Genomic DNA, 12,582 nt, shown 5'->3' with positions numbered 1-12,582 from the left:
TCAGCCGGCGCAAGGCTTAAAAAGGTTGAACACCACCGGGATGCCATGCCTGCAGGATTTCAATCCACCCTCCTGCTGACTGTTCTGCTGGCGATTGGTCTGGTCTTCTTTCTTCGTGCAGCCAGCAAAGACCGAACCACAGTGGTGGACGTGATGTCCCCCCAACCCCCCATCACCGTGCTTGACGGGCTCAGCACTTGGCTGGAAGAGCGCGGCTGGAGCCGGGATGGCGGCGATGCTGAGCGCCAGGTGCTCCGCTTCAAGGGGAAAGTGGCCTCCAGCCAACCCCTTGCCGTATTGCTGTCAGTGCTGGCGGCCACTGGCTCCGCCTGCTTCGGCCTGGTCCTGCGTCAGCTGGCACCCCAACTGCACTGGTGGCCTCTGCTGCTGATTGGCCTCGGCCCTCTGGCAGGAGCTGTCTACACACGGCGGGCAGCTCGCACAGAAGCCCTTGAACTGCAACTCCTTCCTGCTCCCGAGGGAGACGGCAGCGCCATTCGTCTGCGGGCTCATCGGGACGAATTGATCGCCATCGAACTGGAACTGGCTGAGACCCTGCAACTCGCCAGTGACGGATCCCTGCTCTCCTCCCCCATCTGAACAATGGGTCTGCCGGCCTGGATGCGACGGCGTCGCTTTGCCTCAGGACTTGCCATCGCAGGCCTGTCACTGGCAACCCTGGCGATGACCAAGGCTGCGGAACAGCACAACTGGCTTGGCACAGCCGAACCCAGCAAAAAACCAGCACCGAAACAGCCAGCCCCCTGTCCTGAGCCCGCCACGCCAGATCCCTTGCTCGGCCCACGCACAAAGAAACCCGGGAGCTGGGTTGGCAGAAGCCCTGTGCAGAGCAACCTGCCAATCGTCGTCATGGCAGGACATGCCGACTCCCAGGGCACTGCTAGTCCAGGAACCCCTGGATATGCCGTGGATCAGCAGACGCGACCGCCGATGCAACCGGGCATTCGCGATGAGCTGTTCTGGAACCGCGAAGTTCAGGCCGCTGTGGTGAGCCAAGGCCAGGCCCGTGGCTTGAACATCCGCGCCTACACCCCGCCGTCCATCAGCATCTCGAACGATGACGACCCCAGCACCAACTGGTCGAAGGCCAAGGTCTTTTCAGAGCGTGGTGAATATGTCCTGGAGATCCATTTCGATGCCTACCGGCCCCATGGCTTCGGCTCCGGTCTGATTCCGGTGCTCCCAAATGTGCGCGAACTGAATGTCGTCGATGAAAACCTGGCCCAGGCATTTGGGCGCTACCCACGCCTGTTCCGCGGAGGCCTTGGCGGTCCTCGGCGCGGGATCGGAATTCTTGAAATCGCCATGCTGGAGCCCCCTCTCGAGACGAAACTGAGGGATCCACGCTCCAGAGATCACACGGTGAATTGCCTGGCCGAGCGCGTGGTGAACGCGCTCGTTCAAGGCGTCAGTTAGTTGATCGCTCCATGGGGGCGGCAGCGCTCATCCAGCGAGGCATCACCGAGCCAGTCCTGCGGCTTGGTGAACAGTTCGGTCAGCAGGGCTTCCCTTGATCCGGCCTCGGCGGTGTAGCCGTACTCCCAACGCACCAGCGGGGGCAGAGACATCAGGATCGACTCCGTGCGTCCATTGGTCTGCAGGCCGAAGATCGTGCCGCGATCCCACACCAGGTTGAACTCCACATAACGTCCCCGGCGATAGAGCTGAAAGTCCCTTTCGCGATCGCCATAGGCCATCGGGTGGCGCTTCTCCACGATGGGGGCATAGGCGGGAAGAAAGGCTCTGCCATTGGCCTGCCCCAAGGAGAACAGCTGCTCCCAGCTCAACGGCCGAGCTCCCAAGCGAGCCGACACCTGAGCAGCAGACCCGCAGGGATCCTGACCCTTGTAGAGGGTGCCGTTGGCGTCTTGGTAGTCGTAAAAGATGCCGCCAACGCCGCGGGTTTCACCACGGTGCTTCAAATAAAAGTATTCATCGCACCAGGGCTTGAACACCTTGTGCAGATCCGGGTGAACTGAATCACAGGCCGCCTGGTGGGTGCGATGGAAATGACGGGCGTCGTCGAGGAACGGGTAGTAGGGCGTGAGGTCGGCACCACCGCCGAACCACCACACCGGGCCAGCCTCGAAATAGCGGTAATTGAGGTGAACGGTCGGGATGTAGGGGTTGCGGGGATGCAGCACCATCGAGGTTCCCGTGGCGAACCAGGGATGCCCCTTGGCCTCAGGACGCTGCTTGAGGATCGACGGGGGCAGTTCTTCGCCTTGAACCTCGGAGAAATTCACGCCGCCCTGTTCAAAGACGCGCCCCTCACGCATCACCCGGGAGCGCCCACCACCCCCTTCAGGCCTGACCCAACTCTCCTCAACGAAGCGACCTTCACCGTCGAGGGCTTCCAGGCCCGCACAGATTTCGTCCTGCAGCCCCATCACCATCGACCGGGCCCGCTCTCTGGAATCGCTGGGGGGCAGCTCAAGGGGAGCCTTGCTGACACCCACGTCCTGGCGTCCGAGGACGCGGCGAATCAGGGAGCGGACCATGTGTCAGAGACTGAAGACATCGAAACCTAACCAGGTCACCCCAGGCCTGGACAAGCATCCGTCAGGGACTGTCACGGGCGGCGCCCCTAGGATCCGGCTTGCCTTGATGAAACGGATGACCCCGGTCGAGCAGGCCAACCAAGCCCTCCAGCAAGTCAAAGATGCCGGCAGTGGCAAAACGGCCCTGGAGCTTGGCTGGATCGAACAAATCCGCATCACCCCGCCGAGGGCTGTGTTTCGCCTCAGCCTTCCAGGCTTCGCCCAAAGCCAGCGAGACCGCATCGTGGCCGAAGCAAGGGGAGCTCTGATGGCCCTCGATGGCATTGACGACGTGCAGATCGAGGTCGGCCAACCGCCAAGCCAAGGGGGCATTGGCCAGGCTGGCCATGGTCAGCCGGCGGAACGCCAGTCGATCCCCGGCGTGCGCCAGGTGATTGCCGTGAGCAGCGGCAAGGGCGGCGTCGGCAAGAGCACCGTCGCGGTCAATCTGGCCTGCGCCCTCGCCCAGACCGGCCTGCGGGTCGGACTTCTGGACGCCGATATTTACGGGCCTAACGCACCCACCATGCTGGGCGTCGCTGACCAAACACCTGAGGTGCAGGGCAGCGGCGATCAGCAGCGGATTGTCCCGATCGAGACCTGCGGCATCGCCATGGTGTCGATGGGTCTGCTGATCGATGATCACCAGCCTGTGATCTGGCGCGGCCCGATGCTCAACGGCATCATTCGGCAGTTCCTGTATCAGGCCGAATGGGGTGAGCGGGACGTTCTCATCGTTGATCTGCCGCCGGGCACCGGTGATGCACAGCTCTCCCTGGCCCAGGCAGTGCCGATGGCGGGCGTTGTGATCGTGACCACCCCACAACAGGTGTCGCTGCAGGATGCGCGACGGGGGCTCGCCATGTTCCGGCAGATGGGCATTCCCGTTCTGGGCGTGGTGGAGAACATGAGCACCTTCATTCCTCCGGACCGTCCCGACTGCCGCTACGCCCTCTTCGGCAGTGGCGGCGGCGCCCAACTCGCTGCGGATTACGACGTACCCCTGCTGGCTCAGATCCCCATGGAAATGCCCGTGCAGGAAGGCGGTGACACGGGACGACCGATCGTGATCAACCGCAGCGACTCCGCCAGCGCCGCTGAGTTCAAGAACCTTGCTGAAGCGGTGCTCAAGGCCGTCACCCAGCCCGTCTGACGATGTTCAGCCGACGTGACCGCCGCAGATCGCACCGGGAGTGGGTGCTCTGGGGTGTTCCGCTCGGAATGATCACCATCGCCGGGGTGCTGATCGCCAGCACCCAACGCCAGGCGGACTATGCCGACTGGTATCACCACTGGGTCACCGCGGCCTTCGGAGTGCTGCTGGCGCTGGGGCTGGAACGGCTGCCGTTGCAGCGTCTCCGGCCTCTTTTGGTTCCCGTCTACGCCCTCACGGTGATCAGCCTGGTGGCGGTGCGTGTGATTGGGACCACAGCGCTGGGTGCCCAACGCTGGATCAGCATTGGTGGGGTTCATGTTCAGCCATCGGAGTTCGCCAAGATCGCGGCGATCCTGCTCGTGGCAGCAGTCTTGTCGCGACACCCGGTGGAACGACCGGTTGATCTGATGCGCCCGCTCGGGGTGATTGCAGTGCCTTGGCTGTTGGTGTTCATCCAGCCTGATCTCGGCACATCGCTTGTATTCGGCGCCCTGATGCTCACGATGCTCTATTGGTCGGGGATGCCGGTCGAGTGGGTGATTCTGTTGTTGTCACCGCTGGTGACGGCCCTGCTCTCAGGCCTTCTCCCCTGGGCCATGGCCATCTGGATCCCGCTGATGGGAGTTCTCGCATACCGCTCCTTGCCCTGGAAACGTCTGGCAGCCACAGCAACCCTGGCCATCCACGGCGCCATGGCTGCTGTGACGCCATGGCTCTGGATGCATGGTTTGAAGGACTATCAACGGGACCGTTTGGTGCTGTTCCTCGACCCCAGTCAGGATCCATTGGGCGGGGGCTATCACCTGCTCCAGAGCACCGTTGGCATCGGTTCAGGCGGCGTCTTGGGCACAGGTCTTCTTCAAGGACAACTGACCAAGCTTCGTTTCATCCCTGAACAACACACCGATTTCATCTTCAGCGCCCTCGGTGAGGAAACCGGCTTTATTGGCTGCCTTTTGGTGGTTCTTGGCTTTGCCGCGTTGATGGCACGGCTGCTCCAGATCGCACGCAATGCCCGCACCGACTTCGAATCACTCGTGGTGATCGGGATCGGCACGATGCTGATGTTCCAGGTGGTGGTCAACATCTTCATGACCATCGGCTTGGGCCCCGTCACAGGAATCCCCCTGCCCTTCCTCAGTTATGGGCGCTCAGCCATGGTGGTGAACTTCATCGCGCTCGGCCTCTGCCTGTCGGTGGTCCGGCAAAGCCGTCGCTCCTTGTCGCACCTCCGTTGACCGGCCCCTCCTTCACCAACCTGCGGCAACGGCTGGCACAGGACGTGCCCCAGGGCCGCTGCGATGAGATTGGTGTGCGGCGGCTTTGGTGGGCTGCCCTGGAAACCCTGCAACAGGACCTGCTTGAGCGAGGCCTGGAACGCGGCATCTGGCTGGCTGCCCCCCTGCCAGCCCTCTATGAGCCGGAGTTGCTGAAACATCTGCAGGGATGGGTGTGGGCTCCAGATCAACTGGATCAACTGAGTCCGCATCCAACGGCACTGCCGGGACGGTCCAGCAGCGATGAGTCCGGTTCCCTGCGGGGATTCCAACGCTTGTCCCTGCGCCCCGACGACGGAGATGACCCACTGCTGCTGGTGATCACGCCCGAGGTCCAGGTGGCACTTGCCCTGCATGGGCCGCCCCAGAAGCGGCAGCTGCTGATGCGATGCGACCCGGCCACGCTCAGTGATGTGCTGGTGCAGCTGGGGGGGCGGCTTGAGCACCAGTCACCAGCGCAGGCCGAGCAGCTGCGCCAAGCGCTCGAATCGATCGGCTCCCTGCAGAGCAATGCAGCCTGGTCAGAACAGTTCTGGCCCCGTCTGACGGAGCGGCTCACCGGCACAGCCCCTGGGCTGATGCTGCAACCCATCCAGGCTGAGCGCCCACCGGAAGCGCCCAGCCATGGAGATCTGAATTTGCTGGAAGCGATCACCCATGAGGTGCGCACCCCGCTGGCCACGATCCGAACACTGATCCGCTCTCTTCTGCGGCGAAAGGATCTGGCTGATGTCGTTGTGAATCGCTTGCGGCAGATCGATGTGGAATGCAGCGAGCAGATCGATCGATTTGGCCTGATCTTCCATGCCGCTGAACTGCAACGGGAGCCCAACGAGGCCAATCTGGCCCGCACGGATTTGCAGGCCATGCTGAGCGCCCTTGCACCCAGCTGGACGAAGCAGCTGAACCGTCGCGGGATCGCCTTGGAGCTGGATCTCAGCGCCGACCTACCGGCGATCCTCAGTGACTCCCGTCGACTGGAACCGATGCTGGGGGGTCTGATCGACCGCAGCACCAGGGGGCTCCCCTCCGGCAGTCAGCTCACGCTTCACCTCCAGGCAGCCGGTCCACGGGTGAAGCTTCAGCTGCATGTGGAGCATCCCGACAGGAGCCAGGCCACGGAGGCCGGCCCGTCTCCCCAACGCGAGGACGTGGGCACCGTCCTGAGCTGGGATCCCAGCACCGGGAGCCTGCAGTTAAGCCAGGATGCGACCCGCCAGATGATGGCCAGCCTGGGAGGCCGCTATCAGCCCAGGCGCGACCGCGACATCACCGTTTTTTTCCCGGTGCATACGCCCGCAGAGTGATGGGTTTGTTGACGGGTGTGAAGCTTGCTGTCGGAGCTCAAAACAGGCCCCAATGACGGTGCTACTTTCCAGCCATAACGGCTCTTGTGGATTCTTTCAGCCATGGCAGCAACGGCGTTGAACGGTCAACTTCCCCAGCACATCGCCAGCACTGGCGGCCTTCTGAATTCAGCGGAGACTGAAGAGAAATACGCAATCACCTGGACCAGCAAGACAGAGCAAGCTTTTGAGCTGCCCACCGGTGGCGCCGCTCTGATGAACTCAGGCGAGAACCTGATGTATTTCGCTCGCAAGGAACAGTGCCTCGCCCTCGGCACCCAGCTGCGCACGAAATTCAAGCCCCGGATCGAGGACTACAAGATCTACCGGATCTACCCCGGTGGTGACACCGAGTTCCTGCATCCCAAGGATGGTGTGTTCTCCGAAAAGGTGAACGAAGGTCGTCCCATGGTGGGCCACAACCCCCGTCGAATTGGCCAGAACGTCAACCCGGCCAACATCAAGTTCAGCGGCCGCAACACCTTCGACGCCTGATCTCTCAAAACCGACGCCCGGAGGTCATGATCTCCGGGTCCCGGCTGCGATGATCAGGTCATGTTCAGTCCCGATCGCGACGCCTTTCATCAGGCTGTTTGCAGTGGCGCCAACCTGATTCCTCTGGCTCAGAGTTGGCCCGCAGATCTTGAAACACCCCTCACCACCTGGATCAAGGTGGGTGACGGAAGACCTCCTGGCGTGCTGCTGGAGTCGGTCGAGGGTGGTGAAACCTTGGGGCGTTGGAGCGTGATCGCCTGCGATCCGCTCTGGACGGCGTCAGCCCGCAACGATCGTCTGACGCGCACCTGGCGAGATGGTCGTGAAGAGACCTTCAACGGCAATCCATTCGAATCACTGCGCGACTGCCTGGCGCCGTACTCTTGCGTCAACCTGCCGGGCCTCCCTCCGCTTGGGCAGCTCTATGGCGTTTGGGGTTACGAACTCATCCAGTGGATCGAACCCACCGTCGCCGTTCATCCCCGCGCTGCTGCCGATCCCCCGGATGGGATCTGGATGTTGATGGACGCGATCCTGATCTTTGACCAGGTGAAACGCCAGATCACCGCTGTCGCCTTTGGCGACCTCTCCAACGGAGCGGATGAGGAGCAGGCCTGGCAAACCGCAATCGGACGGATTGAGGCCCTGCGCCAGCGGATGGACGCACCTCTGCCGGCCGTCAAACCACTGACCTGGGACGCAAGAAGCAAAGAGCTTCCCGCGGTGCGCTCCAACCGCAGCCGCGATGAATTCGAAGCCGCCGTCGACACCGCCAAGGAACACATCGCAGCTGGCGATGTGTTCCAACTGGTGATCAGTCAGCGCCTGGAAACCGAGGTGCCTCAATCGCCCCTTGAGCTGTACCGCAGTTTGCGGATGGTGAATCCTTCCCCGTATATGGCGTTCTTCGACTTTGGGGACTGGCAACTGATTGGCTCCAGTCCGGAAGTGATGGTTCAAGCCGAACCCGCTGCTGATGGCATCCACGCCAGCCTTCGCCCCATCGCCGGAACACGGCCGCGCGGCGCCACGCCCCTGGAAGACCGCGAACTGGAAGCTGACCTGCTGGCCGACCCCAAGGAAAGGGCTGAGCACGTGATGCTTGTTGATCTGGGCCGCAATGACCTCGGCCGGGTCTGTCAGCCCGGAAGCGTGGCCGTGCAGGACCTGATGGTGATCGAGCGCTACTCCCACGTGATGCACATCGTCAGCCAAGTCGAAGGACGCCTGGGCCCGACGCACGACGTGTGGGATCTGCTGATGGCGGCGTTCCCCGCCGGCACCGTGAGCGGCGCACCGAAAATCCGGGCGATGCAACTCATCCACGAGCTGGAGCCCGACGCCCGTGGCCCCTATTCCGGGGTGTACGGATCCGTTGATCTGGCCGGGGCCCTCAACACCGCGATCACGATCCGCACCATGGTGGTGCAACCCCGTGATGGCGGGGGATGCCGGGTGAAAGTGCAGGCCGGGGCCGGCGTTGTGGCCGATTCACAGCCGACGGCGGAGTTTGAGGAGACCCTCAACAAAGCCCGGGGAATGCTCACAGCACTGGCGTGCCTGAATCCACCGGGATGACCGCGCACTCCCTTCTGCTGAAAGGCTTCGAGGTTGAACTGTTCACCGGTCGAAGCAATGGAGCCAACGTGGGCGTCGCCCCCGACGTGGCCAGGGACCTGCCTGGCTTTGTGACGGAACCGGACAGTCGCAACCTCGAATACGTCACCGACCCGATCCGGGATTACGCCGAACTGCCCGAGGCGCTGCTCGCTCCCCGTCGCACACTGCGGCGGTGGCTGCAGAAGCGGGAGCTGACGCTTCTCCCCGGCAGCACCATGAGCCTGGGTGACAGCAGACGATTCGAACGCTCCGACCCCGAGAACGCCTATCACGCGCTGATTGAACAGCTGTATGGCACCAGGGTCGTGACAGCCAGCATCCATATCAACCTTGGGATCACCGATCTCAACTGGTTGTTTGCAGCGGTCCGGCTCGTGCGCTGCGAAGCGGCTCTGCTGCTTGCTCTGAGTGCCAGTTCTCCATTCTTGGATGGGCAGAGCACAAGCCACCACTCCCAGCGATGGCATCAATTCCCGCTCACCCCCGCTGCGGTTCCTCTCTTTAGGGATCACCAGCACTACATCGAGTGGGTGGAGGAGCAACTGGACACTGGTGCCATGCGCAACGAGCGTCACCTGTGGACGTCGGTTCGGCCCAATGGTCCGCGGCGCCCCTACGACCTCAACCGGTTGGAATTAAGGATCTGTGATCTGGTCACCAATCCGGATCAGCTGCTGGCGATCACCTGTCTGCTGGAGCTGCGGCTGCTGGCCCTCAAAAACAACATCGAAAGCCTCGATCCACTCAGCAGCAGTTCGCTGAGCACCGCTGAACTGGTCCAGCTCGCCGACAGCAACGACGCCGCTGTGGCCCGATCCAGCCTGAATGCTGAACTCAGGCATTGGCAGGACGGCCGTGCCATCAACTGCAAAGACTGGCTGCTGGAGCTGATTGATCAGCTCACTCCCCTGGCCGAATCGCTCAAGCTCAGCGCCTGCTTGAAGCCCTTGGATTCCCTGCTTGTTGATGGCAATCAGGCCATGCGCTGGGAAGCGGCCCATGGCCAGGGGCAATCCATCGAGAACCTGCTTCAGGAAGGCATCCAGCGGATGGAGGAGGAGGAACGGATCTCCACCGGGGAAGCCTGTTTGGGATGATCATGTCGAGTTCGTCGCAGCGTGGAGACTTCATGCCCGAGTCCACCACCCCTGTCTCCGAGCAAGAGACTGCACGTTTGAACGGTGGCGGATCCGGCGCAGGACAGCTTCTTCAGCACCGGCTGGACCTGATTGAAGACCTCTGGAAGTCGGTGCTGCGCAGCGAGTGCCCACCGGAGCAGAGCGAACGCCTGCTGAGGCTCAAACAACTCAGCGACCCCGTCTCGATGGGAGGGCGAGATGGCGACAGCACGAGCGAGGCGATCGTCGAGCTGATCAAGGCCATGGACCTTTCAGAGGCCATCTCGGCCGCCCGTGCCTTTTCGCTGTATTTCCAGCTCATCAACATCCTTGAGCAACGGATCGAGGAAGACAGCTATCTCGACAGCCTTAGACCCAATTCCAGCGCTGACGCGGCCCAACGGGACGCCTTTGATCCCTTCGCTCCACCCCTCGCCAACCAGACCGATCCAGCCACCTTTGGAGAGGTGTTCGAGCGGCTGCGGCGGATGAACGTCCCCCCCGCGCAGGTGGAACAACTGCTGCGGGAACTGGATATACGGCTGGTCTTCACCGCGCACCCGACGGAGATCGTGCGGCACACGGTGCGGCACAAACAAAGGCGGGTGGCCAACCTGCTCCAGCAACTTCAATCCGACGCCCCTCTGGCGCATCAGCTGCGGGAGGACTGCCGCGACCAACTGGAGGAGGAAATCCGCCTGTGGTGGCGCACCGATGAACTCCACCAGTTCAAGCCCACCGTCATCGACGAGGTGGATTCAACCCTGCACTACTTCCAGCAGGTGTTGTTTGACGCGATGCCGCAACTGCGCCGGAGGCTGATCTCCGCCCTGCATCGCCACTACCCCGATGTCCAAGTCCCCCAGGCGTCGTTCTGCACCTTCGGCTCCTGGGTGGGTTCCGATCGGGACGGCAATCCTTCGGTCACACCCGAGATCACCTGGCGAACCGCCTGTTACCAGCGACAGTTGATGCTGGAGCTCTACATCAGTTCTGTGCAGTCGCTCCGGCAGCAGCTGAGCATCTCCATGCAGTGGAGTCAGGTGGCTCCATCACTGCTGGAGTCGCTCGAGATGGATCGGCTCCGGTTCCCTGAGATCTACGAGCGCAGAGCAGCGCGATACCGACTGGAGCCCTACCGGCTGAAGCTCTGCTACGTGCTCGAAAAACTGGAGCGCACCCTCGCCCGCAACAACCAACTGTCGGAAGCGGGCTGGCAGATGCCCTGTGAGGCGCTGGCCGATCCCAAGGATGGGCTCGGTAACGCTGAGGTTCTCCACTACACCTCGGTGGACCAGTTCCGCAGCGATCTGGAGTTGGTGCGCAACAGCCTCGTCAGCACCGAACTGAGCTGCGAACAGCTCGACACCCTGCTGCACCAGGTGCACATCTTCGGGTTCTCACTGGCCAGCCTGGACATCCGTCAGGAGAGCACCCGCCACAGCGATGCCATCGACGAGCTCACCCGCAGCCTTGAACTGCCTCAGGCCTATGGGGACATGGACGAGACGGAGCGGATGGCGTGGCTCCTGCAGGAACTACAGACCCGTCGCCCCCTGATCCCGCCTGCCGCCAGCTGGTCGGCAGCGACGGCCGAGACGCTGGCGGTGTTCCGAATGCTGCAGCGCCTCCAGGAGGAGTTCGGTCCGCGGATCTGCAACTCCTACGTGATCTCCATGAGCCACACGGCATCGGATCTGTTGGAGGTCTTGCTGCTGGCCAAGGAGGCGGGTCTCGTAGACCCGCCCAACAAACGGGCCTCCCTGTTGGTGGTGCCGCTGTTCGAAACCGTGGAGGATCTCCAACGGGCCCCTGAGGTGATGGAGGGTCTGTTCAAGACGCCGCTCTACCGCGAACTCCTCCCCGTTGTGGGGCAGCAAAAGCAGCCGCTGCAGGAGCTGATGCTGGGCTACTCCGACAGCAACAAGGATTCCGGCTTCCTTTCCAGCAACTGGGAGATTCATCAGGCCCAGATCGCCCTTCAGGAACTCGCCAGCCGCCAGGACGTGGCGCTTCGCCTCTTCCACGGCCGCGGTGGATCCGTCAGTCGTGGTGGTGGGCCGGCCTATCAGGCGATCCTGGCCCAACCCAGCGGCACACTGCAGGGGCGAATCAAAATCACCGAACAGGGTGAAGTGCTGGCCTCGAAGTACAGCCTGCCCGAGTTGGCGCTCTACAACCTGGAGACCGTCACCACGGCCGTGGTGCAGAACAGCCTGGTAACCAACCAGCTTGATGCGACACCCAGCTGGAACCAGCTGATGAGTCGCCTTGCCACCCGCTCACGGGACCATTACCGGGCTCTGGTTCACGACAATCCTGATCTGGTGGCGTTTTTCCAGCAGGTCACACCGATCGAGGAAATCAGCAAGCTGCAGATCTCCAGTCGACCAGCCCGACGCAAAACCGGTGCCAAGGACCTCTCCAGCCTGCGGGCCATTCCCTGGGTCTTCGGCTGGACCCAGAGTCGGTTCCTGCTGCCGAGCTGGTTCGGCTTCGGCACGGCGCTATCGGAAGAAGTGGGCGGCGACTCCGAACAGCTCGACCTGCTGCGGCGCCTCCATCAACGTTGGCCGTTCTTCCGGATGCTCATTTCCAAAGTGGAAATGACCCTCTCCAAGGTGGATCTCGACCTGGCACATCACTACATGAACAGCCTGGGGCACCCGGAACAGCGGGAGGCCTTTGAAGCGATCTTCCAGGTGATCGCCAAGGAATACGAACTCACCCGAAAACTGGTTCTGGAAATCACAGGCCAAAACAGACTGCTAGGCGCTGATCAAGGGCTGCAGTTGTCGGTTGATCTGCGCAACCGCACCATCGTTCCCCTGGGCTTCCTGCAGGTTGCGCTGCTGAAGCGGCTGCGGGATCAGAACCGGCAACCGCCCATGAGTGAGACGCCAGGCGCCCCCGAAGACACCCGCACCTACAGCCGCAGTGAACTGCTGCGGGGAGCCTTGCTCACCCTCAACGGCATTGCAGCCGGCATGCGCAACACCGGCTGATCCA

The 12,582-nt window shown here is 62.5% G+C and carries 10 protein-coding genes; 9 read left to right on the top strand and 1 reads right to left on the bottom strand.

Annotation, left to right across the window (positions count from 1 at the left end):
- Nucleotides 1–45 precede the first annotated feature (45 nt).
- Nucleotides 46–600, top strand: a complete 555-nt coding sequence (locus SynM161_RS01970) for a cofactor assembly of complex C subunit B (RefSeq protein ID WP_186541826.1) — start codon at nt 46–48, stop codon at nt 598–600.
- A 3-nt stretch (nt 601–603) separates the two neighbouring features.
- Nucleotides 604–1,437: an N-acetylmuramoyl-L-alanine amidase gene (locus SynM161_RS01965; RefSeq protein WP_186541825.1), complete on the top strand. Its 834-nt coding sequence runs from the start codon at nt 604–606 to the stop codon at nt 1,435–1,437.
- On the opposite strand, the gene hemF is transcribed toward SynM161_RS01965, so the two are convergent.
- Entirely contained in the window at nt 1,434–2,522 is a 1,089-nt protein-coding gene (hemF, locus tag SynM161_RS01960) for an oxygen-dependent coproporphyrinogen oxidase (RefSeq protein WP_186541824.1), read from the bottom strand. The genes SynM161_RS01965 and hemF overlap by 4 nt on opposite strands.
- A gap of 115 nt (nt 2,523–2,637) precedes the next feature.
- Between hemF and SynM161_RS01955 the strand changes: the two genes are divergently transcribed.
- The 7 genes from SynM161_RS01955 (at nt 2,638) to ppc (ending at nt 12,578) form a co-directional block, all read left to right on the top strand.
- Complete coding sequence (locus tag SynM161_RS01955; RefSeq protein ID WP_186541823.1) at nt 2,638–3,714, top strand: Mrp/NBP35 family ATP-binding protein; 1,077 nt, start codon at nt 2,638–2,640, stop codon at nt 3,712–3,714.
- 2 nt (nt 3,715–3,716) lie between these two features.
- Nucleotides 3,717–4,955 (top strand): rod shape-determining protein RodA, encoded by a 1,239-nt coding sequence (gene rodA / locus SynM161_RS01950; RefSeq protein WP_186541822.1) that lies wholly within the window; start codon nt 3,717–3,719, stop codon nt 4,953–4,955.
- Complete coding sequence (locus SynM161_RS01945) at nt 4,952–6,301, top strand: sensor histidine kinase KdpD (RefSeq protein ID WP_186541821.1); 1,350 nt, start codon at nt 4,952–4,954, stop codon at nt 6,299–6,301. Before rodA ends, SynM161_RS01945 begins: the two co-directional genes overlap by 4 nt.
- Before the next feature lie 102 nt (nt 6,302–6,403).
- Nucleotides 6,404–6,835 (top strand): photosystem I reaction center subunit II PsaD, encoded by a 432-nt coding sequence (locus tag SynM161_RS01940; protein WP_011363412.1) that lies wholly within the window; start codon nt 6,404–6,406, stop codon nt 6,833–6,835.
- A 60-nt stretch (nt 6,836–6,895) separates the two neighbouring features.
- The gene (locus SynM161_RS01935; protein ID WP_186541820.1) at nt 6,896–8,413 is read left to right on the top strand and encodes an anthranilate synthase component I family protein; all 1,518 of its coding nucleotides are present in this window, start codon (nt 6,896–6,898) and stop codon (nt 8,411–8,413) included.
- Nucleotides 8,410–9,552, top strand: a complete 1,143-nt coding sequence (gene gshA / locus SynM161_RS01930) for a glutamate--cysteine ligase (RefSeq protein WP_186541819.1) — start codon at nt 8,410–8,412, stop codon at nt 9,550–9,552. The genes SynM161_RS01935 and gshA overlap by 4 nt, the downstream gene beginning before the upstream one ends.
- Nucleotides 9,549–12,578, top strand: a complete 3,030-nt coding sequence (gene ppc, locus SynM161_RS01925; RefSeq protein ID WP_370593093.1) for a phosphoenolpyruvate carboxylase — start codon at nt 9,549–9,551, stop codon at nt 12,576–12,578. Before gshA ends, ppc begins: the two co-directional genes overlap by 4 nt.
- Nucleotides 12,579–12,582: the final 4 nt, after the last annotated feature.

Origin of the sequence: Synechococcus sp. M16.1 (assembly GCF_014279895.1) — a bacterium.
Classification (GTDB): Bacteria; Cyanobacteriota; Cyanobacteriia; order PCC-6307; family Cyanobiaceae; genus Parasynechococcus.
This window is presented reverse-complemented; position numbering and strand designations above follow the sequence as displayed.

Excerpts from the sequence above, each read along its gene's own strand:
- SynM161_RS01970 (WP_186541826.1), top strand. The coding sequence starts at position 46 with ATGCCTGCAGGATTTCAATCCACCCTCCTGCTGACTGTTCTGCTGGCG.
- SynM161_RS01965 (WP_186541825.1), top strand. The coding sequence starts at position 604 with ATGGGTCTGCCGGCCTGGATGCGACGGCGTCGCTTTGCCTCAGGACTT.
- gshA (WP_186541819.1), top strand. The coding sequence starts at position 8,410 with ATGACCGCGCACTCCCTTCTGCTGAAAGGCTTCGAGGTTGAACTGTTC.
- ppc (WP_370593093.1), top strand. The coding sequence starts at position 9,549 with ATGATCATGTCGAGTTCGTCGCAGCGTGGAGACTTCATGCCCGAGTCC.
- SynM161_RS01955 (WP_186541823.1), top strand. The coding sequence starts at position 2,638 with ATGACCCCGGTCGAGCAGGCCAACCAAGCCCTCCAGCAAGTCAAAGAT.
- rodA (WP_186541822.1), top strand. The coding sequence starts at position 3,717 with ATGTTCAGCCGACGTGACCGCCGCAGATCGCACCGGGAGTGGGTGCTC.
- hemF (WP_186541824.1), bottom strand. The coding sequence starts at position 2,522 with ATGGTCCGCTCCCTGATTCGCCGCGTCCTCGGACGCCAGGACGTGGGT.
- SynM161_RS01940 (WP_011363412.1), top strand. The coding sequence starts at position 6,404 with ATGGCAGCAACGGCGTTGAACGGTCAACTTCCCCAGCACATCGCCAGC.
- SynM161_RS01935 (WP_186541820.1), top strand. The coding sequence starts at position 6,896 with ATGTTCAGTCCCGATCGCGACGCCTTTCATCAGGCTGTTTGCAGTGGC.